At 73.9% G+C, this 20780-nt stretch carries 20 protein-coding genes and 1 riboswitch; of the genes, 9 read left to right on the forward strand and 11 right to left on the reverse strand.

Going from position 1 to position 20780, the window contains the following annotated elements; all coding sequences use genetic code 11:
* Window positions 1-62 precede the first annotated feature (62 nt).
* The 3 genes from AB0H83_RS19615 to AB0H83_RS19625 form a co-directional block, all read right to left on the reverse strand.
* On the reverse strand, window positions 63-1043 hold the full coding sequence (locus AB0H83_RS19615; RefSeq protein ID WP_360095452.1) for a BadF/BadG/BcrA/BcrD ATPase family protein: 981 nt from the start codon (window positions 1041-1043) through the stop codon (window positions 63-65).
* A complete protein-coding gene (locus tag AB0H83_RS19620) occupies window positions 1040-2281 on the reverse strand; it encodes a 6-phospho-beta-glucosidase (RefSeq protein ID WP_360095455.1) in 1242 nt (413 codons plus the stop codon). The genes AB0H83_RS19615 and AB0H83_RS19620 overlap by 4 nt, the downstream gene beginning before the upstream one ends.
* 365 nt (window positions 2282-2646) lie before the next feature.
* Entirely contained in the window at window positions 2647-3027 is a 381-nt protein-coding gene (locus tag AB0H83_RS19625; RefSeq protein WP_360095458.1) for a DUF1992 domain-containing protein, read from the reverse strand.
* Between the two features lie 14 nt (window positions 3028-3041).
* On the opposite strand from AB0H83_RS19625, the gene AB0H83_RS19630 reads away from it, so the two are divergent.
* Window positions 3042-3635 (forward strand): DedA family protein, encoded by a 594-nt coding sequence (locus AB0H83_RS19630; protein ID WP_360095461.1) that lies wholly within the window; start codon window positions 3042-3044, stop codon window positions 3633-3635.
* Between the two features lie 7 nt (window positions 3636-3642).
* Here AB0H83_RS19630 and AB0H83_RS19635 read toward each other — a convergent pair whose 3' ends face one another.
* Complete coding sequence (locus tag AB0H83_RS19635; protein WP_360095464.1) at window positions 3643-4200, reverse strand: hypothetical protein; 558 nt, start codon at window positions 4198-4200, stop codon at window positions 3643-3645.
* Window positions 4201-4381: 181 nt separating this feature from the next.
* Here AB0H83_RS19635 and AB0H83_RS19640 point away from each other — a divergent pair, with 181 nt between their 5' ends.
* Window positions 4382-4924 carry a chaplin family protein gene (locus AB0H83_RS19640; RefSeq protein ID WP_360095467.1) on the forward strand — a complete coding sequence of 181 codons (543 nt, stop codon included), beginning with the start codon at window positions 4382-4384 and terminating at the stop codon, window positions 4922-4924.
* Between the two features lie 157 nt (window positions 4925-5081).
* Here AB0H83_RS19640 and AB0H83_RS19645 read toward each other — a convergent pair whose 3' ends face one another.
* The 3 genes from AB0H83_RS19645 to AB0H83_RS19655 all read right to left on the reverse strand — a co-directional run bounded on the left by AB0H83_RS19645 (window position 5082) and on the right by AB0H83_RS19655 (window position 7578).
* Window positions 5082-5933 carry a PhzF family phenazine biosynthesis isomerase gene (locus AB0H83_RS19645; protein WP_360095470.1) on the reverse strand — a complete coding sequence of 284 codons (852 nt, stop codon included), beginning with the start codon at window positions 5931-5933 and terminating at the stop codon, window positions 5082-5084.
* Window positions 5934-6086: 153 nt separating this feature from the next.
* Window positions 6087-6494, reverse strand: a complete 408-nt coding sequence (locus tag AB0H83_RS19650) for a hypothetical protein (RefSeq protein WP_360095473.1) — start codon at window positions 6492-6494, stop codon at window positions 6087-6089.
* A gap of 181 nt (window positions 6495-6675) precedes the next feature.
* Complete coding sequence (locus AB0H83_RS19655) at window positions 6676-7578, reverse strand: dihydrodipicolinate synthase family protein (RefSeq protein WP_360095476.1); 903 nt, start codon at window positions 7576-7578, stop codon at window positions 6676-6678.
* 72 nt (window positions 7579-7650) lie between these two features.
* On the opposite strand from AB0H83_RS19655, the gene AB0H83_RS19660 reads away from it, so the two are divergent.
* Both AB0H83_RS19660 and AB0H83_RS19665 read left to right on the forward strand, forming a co-directional pair.
* Entirely contained in the window at window positions 7651-8526 is an 876-nt protein-coding gene (locus AB0H83_RS19660) for a LysR family transcriptional regulator (protein ID WP_360095479.1), read from the forward strand.
* A gap of 37 nt (window positions 8527-8563) precedes the next feature.
* Window positions 8564-8896, forward strand: a complete 333-nt coding sequence (locus tag AB0H83_RS19665) for a hypothetical protein (protein WP_360095482.1) — start codon at window positions 8564-8566, stop codon at window positions 8894-8896.
* A gap of 4 nt (window positions 8897-8900) precedes the next feature.
* Here the strand turns inward: AB0H83_RS19665 and AB0H83_RS19670 are convergent, their stop codons facing one another.
* Window positions 8901-9899, reverse strand: coding sequence for a serine/threonine protein phosphatase (locus AB0H83_RS19670; protein ID WP_360095485.1), 999 nt, complete (start codon window positions 9897-9899; stop codon window positions 8901-8903).
* 114 nt (window positions 9900-10013) lie between these two features.
* On the opposite strand from AB0H83_RS19670, the gene AB0H83_RS19675 reads away from it, so the two are divergent.
* Both AB0H83_RS19675 and gcvP read left to right on the forward strand, forming a co-directional pair.
* Window positions 10014-11072 carry a hypothetical protein gene (locus AB0H83_RS19675; RefSeq protein WP_360095488.1) on the forward strand — a complete coding sequence of 353 codons (1059 nt, stop codon included), beginning with the start codon at window positions 10014-10016 and terminating at the stop codon, window positions 11070-11072.
* 89 nt (window positions 11073-11161) lie between these two features.
* Window positions 11162-11256, forward strand: a riboswitch (glycine riboswitch).
* Window positions 11257-11327: 71 nt separating this feature from the next.
* Window positions 11328-14156 carry an aminomethyl-transferring glycine dehydrogenase gene (gcvP, locus tag AB0H83_RS19680; protein WP_360095491.1) on the forward strand — a complete coding sequence of 943 codons (2829 nt, stop codon included), beginning with the start codon at window positions 11328-11330 and terminating at the stop codon, window positions 14154-14156.
* A 21-nt stretch (window positions 14157-14177) separates the two neighbouring features.
* Here the strand turns inward: gcvP and AB0H83_RS19685 are convergent, their stop codons facing one another.
* On the reverse strand, window positions 14178-14387 hold the full coding sequence (locus AB0H83_RS19685) for a DUF5999 family protein (protein WP_360095494.1): 210 nt from the start codon (window positions 14385-14387) through the stop codon (window positions 14178-14180).
* Between the two features lie 132 nt (window positions 14388-14519).
* Here AB0H83_RS19685 and AB0H83_RS19690 point away from each other — a divergent pair, with 132 nt between their 5' ends.
* The gene (locus AB0H83_RS19690; RefSeq protein ID WP_360095497.1) at window positions 14520-15782 is read left to right on the forward strand and encodes a chorismate-binding protein; all 1263 of its coding nucleotides are present in this window, start codon (window positions 14520-14522) and stop codon (window positions 15780-15782) included.
* 45 nt (window positions 15783-15827) lie between these two features.
* On the opposite strand, the gene AB0H83_RS19695 is transcribed toward AB0H83_RS19690, so the two are convergent.
* Window positions 15828-17546 (reverse strand): substrate-binding and VWA domain-containing protein, encoded by a 1719-nt coding sequence (locus tag AB0H83_RS19695; RefSeq protein ID WP_360095500.1) that lies wholly within the window; start codon window positions 17544-17546, stop codon window positions 15828-15830.
* Between the two features lie 163 nt (window positions 17547-17709).
* Here AB0H83_RS19695 and def point away from each other — a divergent pair, with 163 nt between their 5' ends.
* Complete coding sequence (gene def, locus AB0H83_RS19700; protein WP_360095503.1) at window positions 17710-18201, forward strand: peptide deformylase; 492 nt, start codon at window positions 17710-17712, stop codon at window positions 18199-18201.
* Here def and AB0H83_RS19705 read toward each other — a convergent pair.
* Window positions 18194-19339, reverse strand: coding sequence for an alanine racemase (locus AB0H83_RS19705; RefSeq protein WP_360095506.1), 1146 nt, complete (start codon window positions 19337-19339; stop codon window positions 18194-18196). The two genes, def and AB0H83_RS19705, sit on opposite strands and share 8 nt — an antisense overlap.
* Before the next feature lie 36 nt (window positions 19340-19375).
* Here AB0H83_RS19705 and AB0H83_RS19710 point away from each other — a divergent pair, with 36 nt between their 5' ends.
* Window positions 19376-20572, forward strand: coding sequence for a hypothetical protein (locus AB0H83_RS19710; protein ID WP_360095509.1), 1197 nt, complete (start codon window positions 19376-19378; stop codon window positions 20570-20572).
* The last annotated feature ends 208 nt before the right edge of the window (window positions 20573-20780 follow it).

Below are 20780 nucleotides of genomic sequence, written 5' to 3' on the forward strand. Positions count from 1 at the left end.
CCGTCCACACGCACGGTAATGGGTGTCGATACGCGCTGTCTGCCCCGGCGGCGGGCGGTCGGTCACAGGCCGGCGCGGACCGCGGCCTCCACCGTGGCGGGGACGGGCCCGCCGTGCAGGGCGTCGAGGGCGAGCAGCGCCGCGCCCGCGACCGGCGGTGAGGACAGCACCGCCACCGACGCCTGCGGCGACAGCGCGGCGAGCCTGGCCAGGACGTCGGTGTGCAGTTGCGGGTGGCGGGCGGTGAGCACGCCGCCGCCGAGGACGACCGTGTACGCGGTGTCCAGCAGCGACAGCCGGCCGGCGGCCACCCGGACCAGCGCCTCGATCTCCCCGGCGAGCCGGGCCACCACCTTGCCGGCGACCGCGTCACCGGCCGCGGCGACGGTGAACAGGACCTCGCACAGCTCGTCGAGGCGACCCGCGGGCAGGTCGCCGAGGTGCACGGCGACGCTGACCGCCTCGGCGCTCGGCAGCCCGTACTGCGCGGTGACGGCGCCGGTGAGCGCGGTGGGCCGCCCCCGGCCGTCCTCGCCGCGCACCGCGTAGTAGAGCGCGAGCGCGGCGAGGTGGTGCCCGCCGCCCCAGTCGCCGGACAGCTGGCCCAGCGACGGGAAGCGTGAGGTGTGCCCGTCGCGGTGGCGGCCGACGGCGTTGATCCCGGCGCCGCAGACGACGCCGACCGCGTCGGGTGCTGCGGTGCCGGCCCGCAGCAGGGCGAACAGGTCGTTGTCGACGGTGACGGCGTCGGCGAGGCCGAGACCGGCGACGCCGGCGGCCAGGCGTTCGACCTCGACGGGCAGGTCGGCGCCGGCCAGGTACGCCGACAGCTGGCTCAGCGGCAGCGCCTCCGGCAGCGCCGCGGCGGCCCGGGCCTGGGCGACCAGGTCGCCGAGCGCGGCCAGGCAGCCGGGCAGCCCGACGACGTGCGGGGAGATGGTCGGGCCCTGGACGCGGGCGAGGATCCGGCCGTCGGAGTCGCCGAGGACGACGTCGGTCTTGGAGTTGCCGCCGTCGACCCCCACGTACATCTGTGCGGTCACGACAGCCACGCGAGGTGGTCGCGGTTGGCGGCGAGCAGGTCGTCGGTGAGCCGGGTCGCCTGCTCGTGCTGGCCGGTCAGCGGGTGGGCGAGCAGCGCCTGGTACACCCGGTCCCGGCCGCCACGGACCGCGGCGTCGACGGCCAGCTCCTCGTACGCGCTGACCGCCCCGACGAGACCGCGCAGGTGCGGCGCGAGCGGCGACACCGGCAGCGGGGTGGCCCCGGCGGCGCCGACGCGGCAGGTGACCTCGATGACGGCGTCGTCGGGCAGGAACGGCATCGTGCCGGCGTTGCGGACGTTGACGGCGTGGATGCCGCCGTCGTCGTGCTGCAGGGAGGCGATCAGCCCGACGGCCGCCTCGGAGTAGAACGCCCCGCCGCGCTGCCCGAGCAGCTCCGGCTTCGCCGTCAGCGCCGGGTCGGCGTACATGCGCAGCAGCTCGGCCTCGATCTCGGCGACCTTCGCGCCGCGGGTCGGCCGGCCGCGCTCCTCCCGCACCACGAGGTCGTGGCAGTAGAAGTACCGCAGGTAGTACGACGGCACGGTGCCCAGCGCCGACAGCACCGGCGCCGGGATCTGCACCTCGCCGGCGACGTCGTCCAGGTGCGCCGACAGCAGCCGGGGCAGCTGGTCGACGCCGTCGACGTACACGGCCCGCTCCCAGGTCAGGTGGTTGAGCCCGACGTGGTCGAGCAGCACCGCGGAGGGGTCGACGCCGAGAGTGGCGGCGAAGCGGCGCTGGAAGCCGATCGCCACGTTGCACAGCCCGGCGGCCTTGAACCCGTGGTCGAGCAGCGCCCGGGTGACGATCCCGACCGGATTGGTGAAGTTGACGATCCACGCGCCGGGGTCGGCGCGCCGGGCGATGTCCAGCACGACCGGGACCGTGCGCAGCGCCTTGGCCAGGCCGCCGGCGCCGGTCGTCTCCTGCCCGACGCAGTCGCAGGCGAGCGGGAACGTCTCGTCGCTGATGCGGGCCGCCTGCCCGCCGACCCGCAGCTGGATGACCACGGTCGCCGCGCCGGCCAGGGCGTCGTCGACGTCGGAGGTCCACCGCAGCGTGCCCGGGTGCCCTTGCGCGGCCATCAGCCGCCGGGCGAAGGCACCCACCACCTCGAGCCGCTCGTGGGCGGGGTCCAGCAGGACGATCTCCGAGGCGAACGGGGCGAGCCGCGCGAACCCGTCGATGAGCTCCGGGGTGTACGTGGAGCCACCCCCGACGACGGCGATTTTCAACCTTTGACTCCTGTCGACGGACACCTTGCACGAAGGCGCGCTGGGCGAAGCGGAACAGCGCCACGGTGAGGATCGTGGTACGCGGAAGCGGCCGGTCAACAGCGCGTATTGACCAACGTCGTTCAGATGGGGGATCGTGGAGGCAGCGCGCGGACGTCGGTCGATGCCGCCAGATCGGCCGACGTCCGCGGTCGGGGAGGGCGCGTTCAGGCGCCCGGTTGTCGCCGCCCGCCGAGCGCCGCCGGCGGCGGGGAGAGCGCCGTGGGTAGCTTCGAGCATCCCCCGAGCGGCATTTGCTGCCTCCGCCAACTAATAGGTAAATTAACTAACAGTTGTGCAGAACGTAAGCGGCGTCACGCGCAATGTCAACGCCCGGCCCGCCACCGCCGTACGACCTCCTCGGCGTCCAGCGCCGGCAGGATCGTCGCCGGCCCCTCCAGCAACCCGCGCCGGGCCCGCTCGATGCGGGTGTTGAGCTCCTCGACGACCGCCCGCACCCGCTCCTCGGTGCGCAGCGACGCCAGCCGCTCCGGCAGGTCCTCGACCTCGCGGCGCAGGCGCAGCGTCGGCGGCAGCCCGCCGGGCAGCCCTTCCCGCCGGGCGAGGTCGCGGATCCACCAGTCCTCGTCGTAGAGCTCGCCGCGGTCGGGCAGCGGCTTGCCGGCACCCGGCAGGTTGTCGAACTGGCCCTGCTCCTGGGCCTCGCGGATCTGCCGGTCGATGTGTGTCTCGTACCAACTCGACATGATCTCATTGTCCCGTGGAGCAACTGGAGCGCTACGGCTATCCGGCCCTCGCCCTGCTCGTGCTGCTGGAGGGGATCGGCGTGCCGACCCCGGCGGTGAGCGTGGTGGTGGCCGCCGCGGTGCTCGCCGGGCACGGGCAGATGAGCCTGCCGCTGGTCGCCGCGATCACCTTCGCCGCCGCCGTGGCCGGCGACAACCTCGGCTTCTGGCTCGGCCGCCGGGCCGGCCGCCCGGTCATCCTGCGCTGGGGCCGGCGGGTCGGGATCACCGAGCCGCGACTGACCCGCGCCGAGGACTTCTTCGCCCGCCGCGGCCGCAACATCGTGGTGGTCGCCCGGTTCATCGACGGCCTGCGCCAGACCAACGGCCTCATCGCCGGCACCATCGCCCTGCCCTGGCGGCAGTACGCGGTCCGCGACGCGATCGGCGGCGCCGCCTGGACCGCGCTGTGGGTGTCGGTCGGCGCCTTCGCCGGCGGCAACCTGGACCGGGTCCGTGCCCTGCTGCACCGCTACGAGACGGCTGCCCTGGTCGTCGCCGGGCTGCTGCTGGTGTCGGTGTCGCTGGTGTACCTGTGGCGCCGCCGCCGTCGGGTCAGGGCCGACTGACGCCCGCTCAGCAGGCGTCGCCGGCCTGCTCCCGGAACTGCTGCAGGGTCAGGGTGGTCTCCCCGCCGCCGTGCCCCCGGTGGCCCCGGACCTGGCCGTCCTCGAGCCCGTCCAGGTCCGCCAGGGTGAAGGTGACCGACCGGATGTGCGGCGGCGAGGTGAGGGCGATGACGCGGTACCGCGCCGCGGGCGTGTAGGCGATCGGCCCCGGCGGCACGGCCGGGTCGGGCTCCTCGCGCCAGCCCGCCGGGGTGGTTCCGATCTCGATCGCCCACGTGGTGCCGATCCCGGCGGCGTTCCAGATCCGCCACAGCGGGACCTCCGCGACGGCGGTCGCGGACCCGCCGCCGGTGATGTCCGGCGTGGGGTCCGGGCCGCGCAGCATGAGCGAGGCCTTGGCCACCGTGCGGTCGTCGCCGCACAGCCGCAGGTGCAGGACCGGGCGGCCGCCGGCGTCGCGGCCGACCGCCATCAGCGGCTCCTCCGGGGGTGAGCAGCCGGCGAGCGCGCCGCCGGCGAGGGCCGCCGCCAGCAGCGCGGCGGTGGCTCGGGCGGGTGCGTGCATGGCCCGAGTATCGCCGGGACCGGCAAGTCTCGGCGCCACGCCGGAGCGGCTACATTACGTAACCTTGCGGGTGCATTGCGTGACTGTTTTTCGCGAAATATCCGTCCACGACTCGCATTTCGGGTTTAGTGGGGGTCGCGACGGACGTACACCGTCGATCACTCGTCGAAAGGTCGTCATCATGAATCGCTGGCTCATCCGGTCGGTGCAGATCGCCGCGCTGTCCTTGGGTGGCCTCGCGCTCACCGGCACCGCCGCCCACGCCGACTGGGTCAGCGGGCCCAATGTCGGGTTGTTCAACGGCAACCAGTCCTCGACCACGGTCCAGGTTCCGGTGAACATCTGCGGCAACGCAGTGGCGATCGTCGGCTTCGCGAATGCCAACTGCTCCGGCGGCGCCTACGCCTACAACGGCAACGGCGGCAGCTCCAGCGGCGCCGGCAGCTCCAACGGCAACGGTAACGGCAACGCGAACGCCACCAGCCACAAGAAGAAGCACAAGAAGAGCAACGCGAACAGCAACTCGTACCACAGCAACAGCAACGGCAACGGCAACGGCAGCAACGGTGGCGGCGGCGCGTACGCGTACAACAGCAACGGCGGCTGGACCAGCGGCTACAACGTGGGCCTGTTCAACGGCAACCAGACCTCGACCACCGTCCAGGTGCCGATCAACGTGTCGTGCAACTCGATCGCCGTGATCGGCTTCGCGTCGAGCTGCTGACCCGGCGGGTGCACACCGGAGGCACCGCCTGCCTCACGTCGTAGAGCGTTGGCCGATGTCCGCGGACGGATCAGCCCTCCCCGCGGTACACCGGCCAACGCTTCCGCCGTTCAGAGCCGGTCATGGAGCCGGTCGCAGGGCCGGCCACAGGGCCGGTTCACGGGATCGGCACCGCTGTGCCGGTGACCGCGACCCCGCTGCCGGGCGCGGCGTCCAGCTCGACCGTGACCAGGCTCGGCCGGCCCAGGTCGTGCCCCTGATGGATGCGCAGCGTCGCCGGTACGTCGACCAGCCCGAGCTCGCGCAGGTAACCGCCGAACGCGGCGGCGGCCGCGCCCGTCGCCGGGTCTTCGTAGACCCCGCCGGGCGGGAAGGGGTTGCGGGCGTGGAACACCGTCGCCGACTCCCGCCACACCAGGTCCACCGTGGTCCAGTCGTGCCGGCGCATCAGCTCGGTGAGTGCGGGCATGTCGTAGTCGAGGTCGGCGAGCCGGGCCCGGGTCGCGGCGGCCACGACCGGGTGCCGGGCGCCGGCGTACGCCACCCGCACCGGCAGCGCGGGGTCCAGGTCGGCGGCGTCCCACCGCAGCGCCCGCAGCAGCGCCTCGAGGTCCGCCGCGTCGATCGGCTCGGTGTGCGGCGGCACACTGCGCAGCGTCGCGGTCAGCCCGTCCACCCCGACCCGGGTCTCCACGTCGATCGGGCCGACCCGCGACTGCAGCCGCAGCGGGCCGAGGCCGTGCCGTTCGGCGTACGCGGCGGCGGTCGCGATCGTCGCGTGCCCGCAGAACGGCACCTCGGCGAGCGGGCTGAAGTACCGCACGCCGATGCGCTCGCCGTCGCCGCCACCGACCACGCCGCCGATCAGGAACGCGGTCTCGGAGTAGCCGACGTCCGCGGCGACGGCCTGCATCGCGGCGTCGTCCAGGCCGGTGGCGTCGAGCACCACCCCGGCCGGGTTGCCGCCCTTGGGGTCCGTGGTGAACGCGCTGTACCGAAGGATTTCCATGCCCTCGACGCTAGGCCCGCCCTGGCCCGGCGGCGCGGGCCAATCCGCGCCGGGTGGTTGTGGGCGCCGCCACGTCGGCGCCGCCGGTCCGCAAACACGCCCGAGCCGGCCAGCTGCGGGGGCTGACCGGCTCGGGACCTGCGAAGGTGAAGCTCAGCTGGAGGCGATGCCGAGCTCGCCGGCGCCGCCGGTGTGCAGCTCGGTGGCGGAGGCGAACGACGTGTCCAGCTGGTGCTGCAGCGCGTCGAGCTGGCCGAACGCCGACGCGTGCGAGGACTCGCTGCCCTCGGCGGCGAAGATGTGGTCGGCCTCGGCCTCGCTGTGGTCGTAGGAGGTGAAGTCCGACTCCTCGTAGTGCGCACCCGACGGGTCCGAGTACTCCACGTGGTGACCCTGGTCGAAGCTGGTCGACTCGGCGGAGGCGTGGTCCTGCTCGTAGACGCCGAACTGCGAGTTGTAGTCGTTCTCGCTCGCCTCGACCTGGTGGAGCTGGTCCAGCGACTCGTGCTCCTGACCCGCCTCGACGTGGCCGTAGTCGGCGCCGGTGTCGAAGTCGCTCATGACGGTTCCCCCTCAGTTGGTGACACTAGGTGACGACATTGACGGTACGGCCTGCACCGCTGCCCGGAATCCCCCGAACGTGCCACCGTGCCAAGCTGGTCGAACCGCCCGGTATGTGGTTTCGTGGGGCACGCGAGCCATCCATGCCGGTGGGTGACTGCCCGCCGGCGATACGGCGACGTCACCCGGCCGCCGCGCCCGCCGTGGCACCGGCGGCCAACGCGTCGAGGGCCTGCCGCGCCGCGGCGAGCGCCGGCCCGGACGCGGGCAGCAGCGGCAGCCGCACGTGCGGGGCCGGGATGCGGCCCTGCGCGTGCAGGACCGCCTTGACGACCGCTGGGTTCGGCTCGGCGAACAGCGCCGCCGACACCGCCGCCAGCCGGGCGCCCAGCCGCCGGGCCCGGCGCACGTCGCCGTCGCGCCACGCCTCGTGCAGCGCCACGAACCGGCCCGTCGCCACGTGCGCCGAGGCGAGGAACCCGCCGGCGGCGCCGAGCGCCAGCAGCGGGCCGATGACCGTGTCGTCGCCGCCGAGCACCGCGAACCCCGGCGGCAGCGCGCCCAGCAGCGCCACCGTGTCGCCGCTGACCGCGCCGTCGGACAGCTTCATGCCCACCACGTTCGGGATGGCCGCCAGCTCCAGCAGCGTCGCCACGTCGAGGGCCTGCCCGGTCCGGTACGGCACGTGGTACACCACGACCGGCACCGGCGACGCGGCCGCGACGGCCCGCACGTGGGCGAGGACCCCGGCCGCGCCCGGCCGCGTGTACGGCGGCACGACCACCATCACGGCGTCGCCGCGCACCGCCCTGACCTCCTCGACCGTCCCGGCCGTCGCGCTGCCGCCGGCGCCGACCAGCAGCGGCACCCCGTACCGCGCGCAGACCACCCGGCAGGTGTCCACGACCGCGGCCCGCTCCGTGGCGCTCAGCGTCGCCGGCTCCCCGGTGGTGCCGAGCGCGACGAGCCCCGCCGCCCCCTCCTCCAGCACCCGGCCGGCGAGCGCGGCCAGCGCGTCCAGCGCCACCGACCCGTCGGCGGCGAACGGCGTCACGAGCGGCACGAAAATCCCCGAAAGCTGCATGCCGTCCAGCGTCGCCGCTCGGCGAGCGGAAGGTCCAGTTCACGATCGTGACGGCGAGCATAAGGTGAGCTGATGCTCGACGTGCGCAAGCTGCGCCTCCTGCGCGACCTCGCCGGCCGGGGCACCATCGCCGCCGTCGCCGCCGCCCACAACTACACCCCGTCGGCCGTGTCGCAGCAGCTCGCCGCGCTGGAGCGGGAGGCCGGCACGGCGCTGCTGGCCCGCACCGGCCGCGGCGTCACGCTCACCCCGGCCGGCGCGGTCCTCGCCGCGCACGCCGAGGAGGTGCTCGCCGCCCTGGAACGCGCCACCGCCGCGCTCGCCGCGACCCGCACCGGCCTGTCCGGTCCGCTGCGCATCGGCGCGTTCCCGACCGCGGTGCGCACGCTGCTGCCCGCCGCCCTGGCCGCCCTGGCCCGCGAGCACCCGGCCCTGGACCTCACCGTCGACGAGCTGGACCCGGCGCTGGTGCCGGCCCGGCTGCGCGACGGCACCCTCGACGTCGCGCTCGTGCACGACTACGACCTGGTCCCGATCGTCCCCGACCCGGCGCTGGACACCGCCCCGCTGCTGGACGAGACGATGTACCTCGCCGCGACCCGCCCCCTGGACCTCGCCGCGTGCCGCGCCGAACGGTGGATCCTCGCCGGGCCGGGCACCCTGTGCCACACGATGACGGTGCGGGCCTGCGAGGCCGAGGGGTTCCTGCCGCACGCCCGCCACCACGCCGACGACTTCGTCACCGTGCTGACCCTCGTCGCCGCCGGGCAGGGCGTCGCGGTCGTGCCGGAGCTGGCCGTGCGCCCGCCGTCGGTGCCGGACGGGGTGGTGCTGACGCCGCTGCCGACCCGCCGGCGGACCCGGTTCGCGTACCGTGCCGGGACGGCGGCGCACCCGTCGATCGCCGCGTTCGCGGCCGCGGTCCGCACCGCCGCCGCGGCCCTCTGACCCCGGCCGCGCCGACGCCGGCGGTGGTGCGGAGTGGTTGCCGGGCAGGAGCGCGCCGGGCACCCCGCTTCAGTACACCGGCGACACCGTCGTCGTGCTGTCGCTGCGCGGCGGGTTCGACGGGCTGTCCGCCGTCGTGCCGATCGGCGACCCCGACTACTACACGGCCCGGCCCACCATCGCCGTGCCGAAAGGGTCGGTCATCGCCGGCGACGGCACGTTCGGCCTGCACCCGGCGTTCGCGCCGCTGCTGGCCCGGTGGAACGCCGGCACGTTCGGCGCGGTCCACGCCGTCGGCCTCGGTTCCCTCGCCGACGTGTTCCCGAACGTCACCCCGTCGTCCTACGGCCTGGTGGCGGCCCGCACCTGACCGCTCAACCGTCCTGATAGCGGGCGTGCGGGTCGCCGGCCCGCAGCCGCCGGTGGAAGTCGTTCATCCGGGCGGCCGCCGCGGCGTGCCGGGCGAGGATGCCCGCCACGGCCGGCGGCAGCCCGGGCGGGATGTCGCCGGCCGCGCACCGGCGCACGACCGCGTCACGCGCCTCGGGCCCGCCGTCCATCGCCGCCAGGCCCAGGTCGACGACGAGCCAGTTCACCAGCCGCGTCACCGCGTAGTCGCGGTCGTGGCCGGCGTGCCGGGCGACGAAGCCGCGCTCGGCGTCGCTCAGGTCGAACCGCGGCGACGTGGCCAGCCCGAAGTCGACGAGGTGGAGCCGGCCGTCGCCGGACCGCAGGTTGCCGAAGTGCCCGTCCATGTGCAGCAGCCGCTCGCCACGCAGGAACGCCACGATCTGCAGCAGCTGCCGCTCCACCGGCTCGGCTTGTGCGGTGTCGAGGGTGTCGGGCAGCGCGTGCGGGATGTGCTCGAGGAACAGCACGAGGCTGGCGTCCGCCCGGGAGAGGTCCTCGAGGCGGGTCCGCACCTGCGGCGCCCCGCCGTACTGGGCGACGAGGGCCTCGACGTCCCGGTGCTCGTCCGGCACGGGTGGCCGCCCCGGCAGCACCCGCCAGTGGTGCAGCACCGCGAACGCCCCGGTCGCCCCGGCCAGCACCCCGGCGGTGGCGATGCGGTTCGCCTCGAGCTCCCGCCACGCCCCGAACCCGGGCCCGCCGAGCCGGTGCATGCCGTACTGGCAGGTGAGCGGCAGGTCGTACAGGTTCGCGGTGCTGTGCGGGCGGGCGAGCTCCCGGCCGGTGACCGGGATCCGCTTGGCGAACACGGCCGAGCCGTCGACGTCGAGCACCGCGGGCCCGCCGCCGACCCCGACCGCACCCGGGGTCGCGGTGCGCAGGGCCGCGAGCAGTTCGTCGTCGCCGCACGCGGCGAGGGCGGCCGAGACACGGTCGTGGCGGGCCCGCCGGCTGGGAAGCATCGCGGCTCATCATGCCAGCCCCGCGTGCCGGGCGTGGGGGAGGACGGACGGACACCCGGTCCGGGTATCGTGCCCGCTGGTCCGTGAGGATCGGGGGCCGACCCGAGGAGGATCATGAGGCGCAGTGCCGGGCCGGCGGTCATGGTGGCGTTCGCGGTGACCGTGGGCGCGAGCGGTTGTGGCTCGTCAGGCAAGCCCGCACCGACCGCCGCCAACGGCTCGTCGGCCCCGTCGTCGTCTTCGACGGCGGCGGACGGGCAGGGGCAGCTGTCGGCGCACACGCCGTCGCCGTCGGTGGCGGCCGGGTGCACGATCTTCCCGGCGGACAACGTCTGGCACGCCGACGTGTCGAGGTTGCCGGTGCACCGCGACTCGGCCGCCTGGGTGGCCAGCATCGGCGCGTCCGCGCACGCCCACCCCGACTTCGGCGCGGGCCTCATCGACGGCGCGCCGTTCGGCATCCCGGTGACGACGGTCGGCGCCGGGCAGGCGACCGTGAAGGTCACCTTCGACTCCGCCGACGAGAGCGACAAGGGCCCCTACCCGATCCCGCGCACCGCCCGGATCGAGGGCGGCCCGGACGCCGACGGCGACCGGCACGTCATCGTGCACGACACCGCCGCGTGCAAGGCGTACGAGCTCTACGACGCCCACCCGAACGGCGACGGGTCGTGGAAGGCCGGCTCGGGTGCCGTGTTCGACCTGCGCCGCAACGACCTGCGCAGGGCCGGCTGGACGTCGGCGGACGCCGCGGGCCTGTCGATCCTCGCCGGGCTGCCGCGCGCGGAGGAGGTGGCGGCGGGCCGGATCGATCACGCCATCCGGTTCACGGCGCCGCGCACGAAAAAGGCCTACGTGTGGCCGGCCCGCCACGCCGCCTCGTCGTCGACCGACGCGGCGCTGCCGCCGATGGGCGCCCGCTTCCGGCTGAAGGCGTCCGTCGACATCTCGAAGTTCCCCGCCCAGGCCCGCGTGGTCGCGCAGGCGCTCAAGCAGTACGGCGCGATCCTCGCTGACAACGGCTCGCCGTGGTTCTTCTCCGGCACCCAGGACGACCGCTGGAACAACGGTCAGCTCAACGCGCTGAAGGGCCTCACCGGCAAGGACTTCGAGGCGGTCGACGCCTCGCTGCTGATGGTCGACGCCAACTCCGCCCGCTGCCGCCAATCATAACCTAGCGTCCTAGGATGCCGTAGCGGCTGTGGTGTCGGCCACCCATACGTGACCATGGTCGAGGAACCGGTAGATTGGGCGACGCCGGCAATACCCGCGCGGGAGAGATCGTCTGCGACAAGGACGGCGCCGAAGGGGCAAATCCTCCCCGGAACCTCTCAGGCAGAAGGACCGCGACGGGTTGGCACCTCTGGAGGCCACACGACAGAGGGGGAGGGCGTGCATCCCCGACCCCGGATCTAGAGAGTGTGGCCAATGACGAATTTCGCCAGCCGGCACATCGGACCGTCGCCCGATGAGCAGTCGCGGATGCTCAAGACCGTCGGTTACGACTCGGTCGAGGCGTTGATGACCGCCGCGATCCCCGGCTCCATCCGCTGGCACCAGCCGCTGGACCTGCCTCTCGCGGCGTCGGAGGCCGAGGTGCTCGGCGAGCTGCGGGCCCTGGCGTCGGCCAACCGCACGCTGGTCAGCATGATCGGCCTGGGCTACTACGGCACCCACACGCCGCCGGTCATCCTGCGCAACGTGCTGGAGGACCCGTCGTGGTACACGGCGTACACGCCGTACCAGCCGGAGATCAGCCAGGGGCGGCTCGAGGCGCTGCTCAACTTCCAGACGGTGATCGCGGACCTGACCGGCCTGCCGGTCGCGGGGGCGTCGCTGCTGGACGAGGCGACCGCCGCGGCGGAGGCGATGACCCTCGCCCGCCGGTCCTCGAAGGTCAAGGCCGACGTGTACGTGGTGGACGCCGACGTGCTGCCGCAGACCCTGGCCGTCATCCGCACCCGGGCCGAGCCGCTGGGGATCACCGTCACCGTCGCCGACCTGGACGCCGGCGAGCTGCCCGAGGCGTACTTCGGCCTGCACGTGCAGTACCCGGGCGCGTCCGGTGCGGTGCGGGACTTCGAGGCACTGACCGCGCGGGCGCACGAGCAGGGCGCGATCGTCACGTTCGCCGCCGACCTGCTCGCCCTGTGCCTGCTGCGGGAGCCGGGCGCGTTCGGCGCCGACGTCGCGGTCGGCAGCGCACAGCGCTTCGGGGTGCCGATGGGCTTCGGCGGCCCGCACGCCGGCTACATGTCGGTCCGCAAGGGCCTGGAGCGGACCCTGCCGGGCCGGCTCGTCGGCGTGTCGAAGGACGCGGACGGCGCCCCGGCGTACCGGCTGGCGCTGCAGACCCGCGAGCAGCACATCCGGCGGGAGAAGGCGACCAGCAACATCTGCACCGCGCAGGTGCTGCTGGCGGTGACGGCCAGCATGTACGCGGTGTATCACGGCCCGGACGGGCTGCGGGGGATCGCGTCGCGCACGCACGACATGGCGGTGCGGCTGGCCGCGGGGCTGCGCGCCGGTGGGGTCGCCACCGCGCACGAGGCGTTCTTCGACACGGTCACGGCGGTCGTGCCCGGGCAGGCGGCGAAGGTCGTCGCGGCGGCCGTGGACCGTGGCATCAACCTGCGGCAGGTGGACGCCGACCGGGTGGGCGTCGCCTGCGACGAGACCACGACGTTCGGGCACCTGCGCGACGTGCTCGCCGCGTTCGGGCTGTCGCACGTGGACGTCACGGCGCTGGACACCGCCGACGTGGTGCCGGCGCACCTGCGGCGCACGAGTGACTACCTGACCCACCCGGTGTTCGGCACGCACCGCTCGGAGACGGCGATGCTGCGGTACCTCAAGCGCCTGTCCGACCTGGACTACGCGCTGGACCGGGGGATGATCCCGCTCGGGTCGTGCACGATGAAGCTCAACGCCACGGTGGAGATGGAGCCGATCACCTGGCCCGAGTTCGCCAACGTGCACCCGTTCGCGCCGGCGGCGCAGACGCAGGGGTACCGCAGGCTGATCGGCGACCTGGAGCGGTGGCTGGCGGAGGTGACCGGCTACGACGCGGTGTCGCTACAGCCCAACGCCGGTTCGCAGGGTGAGCTGGCCGGGTTGCTGGCGATCCGGGCGTACCACCACTCGCGGGGTGACACGGGGCGCGACATGTGCCTGATCCCGTCCAGCGCGCACGGCACCAACGCCGCGAGCGCGGTGATGGCCGGGATGCGGGTCGCGGTCGTGGCCTGCGACGAGCTGGGCAACGTCGACCTGGGTGACCTCGAGGTGAAGATCGAGCAGCACCGGGACCGGCTGGCCGCGATCATGGTCACGTACCCGTCGACGCACGGGGTGTACGAGACGGGCATCGCCGACCTGTGCGCGAAGGTGCACGAGGCGGGCGGCCAGGTGTACGTCGACGGCGCGAACCTCAACGCGCTGCTGGGCTTCGCGAAGCCGGGGAAGTTCGGGGCGGACGTGTCGCACCTGAACCTGCACAAGACGTTCTGCATCCCGCACGGCGGCGGCGGTCCGGGGGTGGGGCCGGTCGCGGTCCGGGCGCACCTGGCGGCGTTCCTGCCGTCGCACCCGGTGTTCGCCGAGGGCGGGGCGGCGCCGGTCGGTCCGGTGTCGGCGGCGCCGTGGGGTTCGGCGGGGATCCTGCCGATCCCGTGGGCGTACCTGCGGCTGATGGGCCCCGACGGGCTGGCGAAGGCGACGGCGACGGCGGTGCTGGCGGCGAACTACGTGGCGGCGCGGCTGCGGGAGCACTACCCGGTGCTGTACAGCGGCAGCGAGGGTCTGGTCGCGCACGAGTGCATCCTTGACCTGCGCACGATCACGAAGGCGACCGGGGTGAGCGTCGCGGACGTCGCGAAGCGGCTCATCGACTACGGCTTCCACGCCCCGACGATGTCGTTCCCGGTGTCGGGGACGCTGATGGTGGAGCCGACCGAGAGCGAGGACCTGGCAGAGCTGGACCGGTTCTGTGACGCGATGATCGCGATCCGTGAGGAGATCGACCGGGTCGCGGCCGGCGAGTGGCCGGCCGGGGACAACCCGCTCGGCAATGCGCCGCACACGGCGGCGGTGGTCACGGCGGACACGTGGGCGCACGCCTACCCGCGGTCGCTCGCCGCCTACCCGGCCGGCGTGACGGTGGCGAAGTACTGGCCCCCGGTGCGGCGGATCGACGACAGCTACGGCGACCGGAACCTGGTCTGCTCGTGCCCGCCGGCATCCGCCTACGAGGAGTGAACCGTCACGCAGGGTGATGAATCAGGCGGCTTTGACGAGGACGTGCGGGGCCGGGCCGCGGTGCGGCTCGATCACGCTGCAGTCAGGAAGCAGCTCTCCGGTGTCTTCGAAGACGATCACTCCGTTGCACAGGAGGCTCCACCCCTGCTCGGGGTGCGAGGCCAGGATCCTGGCGGCTTCGTGGTCGGAATCGGCGGCTGAGGGACAGGCTGGTCGGTGCTGGCAGAGCATCGGGGGTCTCCGATTGAGAGGTTCAGTTGAGGCCTGTGTGGTTCTTCACATGACCAGTGATGCACGCTACTACGCCCAACGACACGAATTCGCACACGTCGCGGCACAACTTGGGGATAATCCGCCATTCGTATGAGCACATTAGGGCCGGTCGTCGGGTACCGGCCCGGGTCGGTGGATCTTCACCCTCCCGGGTCGGCCATCTCGTGCGCACCACACGTATGGGAGCGTTCCCGGCTGGAGTGGCATTCCCGCGACGGCGGTGACCCTCTGTCGATCCTGGCGGCGTTCCTCGCGGACGCCGGACTTCCGGTCTCCGACGTGTCCGCGTCACCCAGGGTGACGGACACGGTGTGCGGCGCGGCGGTGCTGCTGGCGCCGCCGTCGGCGGTCGCGTCGCCGGCGCCGGGGGTGCCGGATCTCGTCGCGGTCGTCTACGGGCACACGCGGCCGGGGGAGCGGCCGGGGGAGCAGCCTGGCCGCCCGGCGCCGGCCGGCCTGCCGCCGGCGCTGCCGTCGCCGCTGGGGCCGTGGACTCCGCCGTCGCCGTCGCCGTCGCGGGTGGGGGCGTGGACGCCGAGCTGGAGCCCGGCCGAGCACGCCGCGGCGGTCGGTGCGGTCCGCGACGCGATCGCCCGCGGCGACGTCTACCAGGCCAACGTCGTCGGCCACGCGAGCGCCCCGATCAGCGGTGACCCGCGCGAGGCGCTGCGCCGGGTGGCGGCCCTGCCCGGCGCCCGCTACGGCGGGGTGCTGTCCGGCGGCGGTACCGGGGACGCGCCGGCGTGGTGGGTGGCGTGCGCGTCGCCGGAGACGCTGGTCGAGGTCGCCGGCGGCCGGGCGGTGACCCGGCCGATCAAGGGCACCCGGCCGGCGACCGCCGAGGGCCGCGCCGAGCTGCTCGCGTCGGCGAAGGAACGCGCCGAACACGTCATGATCGTCGACCTGGAGCGCAACGACCTGGGCCGGGTGGCCCGCACCGGCACCGTGCGGGTGGAGGAGCTGTTCGCGATCCGCCGCTGGTCGCGGCTGTGGCAGGCGGAGTCGACGGTGAGCGCGCAGCTGGCCGCCGGGGTGGGCCTCGCGCGGCTGCTGGGTGCGGTGTGGCCGGGCGGTTCGGTGACCGGCGCGCCGAAGCTCGCCGCGATCGACGTGGTGAGTGCCCTGGAGCCGGTCGGGCGGGGCCCGAGCATGGGCACGGCCGGCTGGATCGGGCACGGCCCCGACGGTCGGCTGCGCATCGACCTGGGGCTGACGATCCGCACCGTGGCGGTCGCCGACGGTCTGGTGCACGTGTGGGCGGGCGGCGGCATCGTGTGGGACAGCGACCCGGCGGCCGAGGTCGCCGAGGCGGCGGCGAAGACCGCCCCGATCAAGGCGGCCCTGGCCGGTTGAGCGTCCCGCCCGGCCGGCGTACCGGTCCGGGCGGGAGACGCCTGTTCAGCCGACCTTGCCGAAGATGGCGGTCAGCAGCACCTCGTTGATGTCGAACGCGGTCTTCGACGTGTACAGGGTGCCGCCGCTGACCCGGGAGATCTCCTGCAAGGACGCGAAGTCGGCGTCGTTGCCGTACCCGACGGTGACGATGGGGACCTTCTTGTCACTGGCGGCGTTCGCCTCGAGCTTCGGCCGCAGTTGGTCGAGGGTGAGCCCGCCGGTCGGGTCGTCGTTCTTGCCGTCGGTCATGAGCACCACGAGGTTGGTGGCGCCCGGCTTGTACGCGTCGACGACGGCCTGCTGCGCGGCGGCGGCGGTGTCGTACAGGCCGGTGTCGCCGACCGGGGCGAGCTTGTCGATCGCGGCGATCATCTGCTCGCGGCGTGCCTTGCCGTTGACCTGGTCACCGACCCGGCCGATCGGGATGAGCTGCCGGTAGTCCTGCTGGCCGTTCTGCCGGGTGGAGAACACCCACAGGCCGGCGTCGACGTCGCCGTCGAAGAGCTGCACGGCTCCCCGGGCGGCCTCCTTCGCCAGCTGCATGCGGTTGCGGCCGGTGCCGGGGACCTGTTCGGCCATGGAGCCGGAGATGTCCAGCACGAGCAGGACGTTGGTGGGGCGGGTCAGCGCCGTCCACGAGTCCATCGACTGCTTCACCGACTCGGGCAGCAGCACCGCCCGCGGCACGGTCTTGAGCTTGGCGCTGAAGGCGGCGTTGCCGATGATCGGCGCGCCCGCGTCGCGGTTCGGGTCGCGGAAGCCGGCGTCGAGGAACACCTTGCGCCCGTCGGGGCCGCGCAGGTACGCCAGGAACTGCCGGGCAACGTCCTGTTTGTCCTTGTCCGCCCAGGGCGCGTCGAGGATGAGGTACGGGTTGTCGGCGTCGGCGCTGCCGTTGGACGGGTACACCGCGACGAGCGGCACCTTCGGGTTGGTCTTGTTGTACGCCAGGACGTCCTGCTCGAGGGCGGGGAACGCCGAGACGTACTGCAGGGCCTTGGTGCCGTCCTGGTCGTCGGCCTTGCCGAGGTCCTCCAGCAGCTGGGCGGTGGTGTTGGTGTAGACGGCGCGTTCCTGCTTGAGCTTGGCCAGGGTGGCCTGCTCCTCGGGGGTGACCTCGCCGTCGTCGTTGCCGTCCAGGATCGCCATCAGGGCGAGCAGGCCGGCGGTGGACTGCAGCGGGTCGCTCATGCCGAACTTGAACGGTCCCCAGTCGCCCTTGCCGTACTTCGCCCAGCCCTGCGGGTCGGCGGCGACCTTGTTGATGACGTCCTGCCAGGACAGCTCGCCGCCGGGCCAGCCGAGGGCCTCCGCCATCGGCTTGGGCATCGCCAGCACCGACGGGGTGCGGGCCAGCATCGGCTGCAGGTCCGGCATCATCCGCTCGGCGATCGCCGCGGTCGACGCCCGGCGCACCCAGGCGGTGGAGTCCGGCACCCACACGTCGGGCGGGGAGCCGGCCTTGAGGTCCCAGTCGGTGCCGAGGGCCTGCGCCATCGACGCGGTCTCCTGCCCGGTGACCTCGACGCGGGCGCACCGCCCCGCGACCGTGGGGTCGCCGTCGGTCCACGACTTGGCCAGGGACTGCAGCAGCCCCGCGGTGCTCGGCGACGCGACGACCTTCGCGGTGACGGTGCCGTCACACGACGCTGCGACGAGCTGGTTGACGCCATAGGCGGCGCCGCCGCCGACGAGCACGACGACGACCGCGCCGATGATCAACGACAGCCGTCGTGATCGGCGCTGAGCTGGGCCCTTGCGGTGTGACCGCACATCAGCCCTGTCGGCCTGGTAGGCCATGGGTGTGCCTCCGGGGGTGGGAAGTCGGCATAGTTTAGGCCCTCGTCAACGGGGGTTCACGGCGCCCCGAAGTAGCCTGTGACGTGTGACGATCCGACCGATCCGGGTGCTCGGCGACCCCGTGCTGCGCACCCCCTGCGAGACCGTGACATCGTTCGATGCGGAGCTGCGCGCGCTGGTGCGGGACCTGCTGGACACCGTGACCGGCGAGCCGGGCCGCGCCGGCGTCGCCGCACCCCAGATCGGCGTCGGGCTGCGGGTGTTCTCGTACGCGGCGAACCAGCAGGTCGGCTACCTGGTCAACCCGACGATCACCGCGCTGGACGGCACGCAGGACGGCGACGAGGGCTGCCTGTCGATCCCGGGCCTGTGGTTCCCGACGCCGCGGGCGATGCACGCGACCGCGGAGGGCTTCGACGAGCACGGCGAGCCGGTGACGGTCTCCGGCAGCGGCCTGCTCGCCCGGGCCCTGCAGCACGAGACGGACCACCTCGACGGCGTGCTGTACGTCGACACGCTCAAGGGCGACACCCGCCGCCAGGCCCTGCGCGCCGTCCGCGCCCAGTTCGCTAGATGATCATGAACTGCGGGTGGGCGTGGCGCAGGAAGTCGTGGTGCGCCACCTCCCACCCGTAGGCGCCGGTGCCGGCGAACACGAGCACGTCGCCGGCCCGCACCGTGCCCACCGGCGCGTCGCGGGCCAGCACGTCGCGCGGGTTGCACTGCTCCCCGGCCACGTCGACCGCCGCGCCGCTGACCTGGGGCCGCTGGAACGGGTACGGCCACGCGTCGACCGGCAGCACGGTGAACGGGTGGCTGTACCCCCACGACGCCGGCAGCCGGAAGTGGTGGGTGCCGCCGCGCACGACCACGAACCACCGGCCGTGGGTCTGCTTCACGTCGATGACCTCGGTGGCGTACCAGCCGGCGGTCGCCGCCACGTACCGCCCCGGCTCCACGACCAGGCCCGCCCCCGCCGGGAGCGCGAGATCGCTCAGCCCGGCGGCGAACGCGTCGAGGTCGAACCGACTGTCGCCGGCGATGTCGACGCCGAACCCGCCGCCGACGTTGATGATCGGCGCCGGCACGCCCCACTCTTGTGCGGCCCGCCCGGCCCACGCGACCGCGTCGCGGATGTACGCGGCGTGCGCGGCCGCGTCCAGGTTGTTGGACACCGCGTGCAGGTGGAACCCGGCGATGTCCAGCCCACCGGCCCGGGCGAGTTCGACCGCGTCCGGCAGCAGTCGCTCGTCGATGCCGAACGCCGTGGCCACGCCCGCCATCGCGTGGGTGCCCGGCAGCGCCGGGTGGGCCCGGTTCACCCGCAGGCAGACCCGCGCCGGGCCGTACACCGTGAGCCGCCGCAGTTCGTGCAGGCTCTCCACGTTGAGCACGGCCCCCGCCGCCACCGCCGCGCGCAGGTCCGCGTCGGTCTTCGCCGGCCCGCTGAACAGCGTGAACGGCGACCCGGCGGCCACCGCCGCGGCGAGCTCCCCGCCGGAGGCGACCTCGAGACCGTCGACCACCGGCAGCAGCGCGGCCAGGACCCGGTCGTCGCCGTTGGCCTTCATCGCGTACGCGATGCGGGTCCCCGCCGGCAGCGCCCGGCGCAGCGCCGCCACGTTCGCGTGCAGCGCCGCACGGTCGTACACGTAGACACACACGGGCCGCTCGGCGGCGCGTATGGCGGCCACCACGGCCGGGGGAACCACCACAGGACTCCACTTCCCGCACCGGTACGCTGGCGAGCGATGCAGTTCCATGCGCAGGACCCGATCGCCTTCTGGCAGTACGCGGAACGGTATCTCGGCGTCGGAACCCGGACCTACAGCCCCTACGCCGGCGACCTCGACATCGACGACGCCTATCACCCGCAGCGCGGCACGCCCACCTTCGACCTGCCGACGTTCCAGGTGCCGGGCGGCGCGCACGTGACGTCCCCGGCGGTGCCGTCGCCGCTGCCGCAGCTGTACCGGGGGCTGCTGCCGGTGCACCCGAACGCCCTGGACGCCGCGGACCTCGTCGGCCGCGACGAGCTGCTCGCCGCGCCGCCCGGCCCCGTCCTGACGGCGGTGCCGACGGCGAACGCCCGCACCGTGTTCGTCACCGCGATCGACGGTACGCCGGTGGAACCGCACTTCGTGAAGCTGCACTACCCGCGGCGGTTGTCCCGCTTCACCCGCCGGCTGCGCCGTCCGGTGATCGAGCTGCAACTGTGGGTCTCCGACGACCTGGTCCGCGTCGGCGCGCCGGTCCTGCCCGAGGTCGGCGGCGGCTGGTTCGCTGCTGCCGCCGCCTCCGCTGAGAACTCCTGGGGCTTCCTGCTGCGGGCCGCGCGCCCCCTGGACGCCGCGCCGGCGTGGACGGTGCCGCTGTTCGCCCTGTACGGCCGGGACCTGCACCACCCGTCGGACCCGACGCTGCTGGAGCAGCTCGTCGCCGCCTTCGGCGAGGACCCGGCGACGTTCGTGGCCGAACGGATCGTGGTGCCGATGGTGCGGCTGTGGGCGTCGGTCGCCCGCAGCACCGGCTGCCCGCTGGAGACGCACGGGCAGAACACGCTGTTCGCCTTCGACGCCGACCGCCGCGAGAGCCGCATCCTGTACCGCGACTGCGCCATCTACGTCGACGCGGAGCAGCGCGCCGCCCTGGGCCTCACCGGCCCCCTGCCCCCGGCGAACGTGATCCCCCGCGACGTGCCGATGGCCGCCGGCGAGGTGTTCAGCCTGACGTACGACAGCTTCATGGGCCACCACGCCCTGTCCTACGTGGCGGCCCTCGCCGAGTCCCGCTGGGGCGTGCCCCCGTCCACGCTGCACGCGGCGGCGAGGGCCGCGTTCACCGCCCCCGACCTGCTGCCGCCGACGGTGTACTACTACGACAACGTCCTCTACGAGAACAACGACTGGAAACTCGTCGACACCGGCGAACGCCCCGACTGGCGCTGACCCCGCGAAGGACGAAGCCGACCCCGCGGCCCGCCTCGCCGGGCGGCGCCGTCACGTGCGGCGGCCTCGCCGGGCGGCGGGCTCGCGAGGGCTGGCCCCGTCCGGCGGAGGACCCGACTGCGGGGCGTTGGAGGTCCTGCGGTCATCGCGCGGCAGAGCATCGGGCCGCCCGGCGTCCCGTCGGTGTCGTCGACCCGCTCGCCCGGCG

The organism is Dactylosporangium sp. NPDC050688 (assembly GCF_040654515.1).
GTDB lineage: Bacteria > Actinomycetota > Actinomycetes > Mycobacteriales > Micromonosporaceae > Dactylosporangium.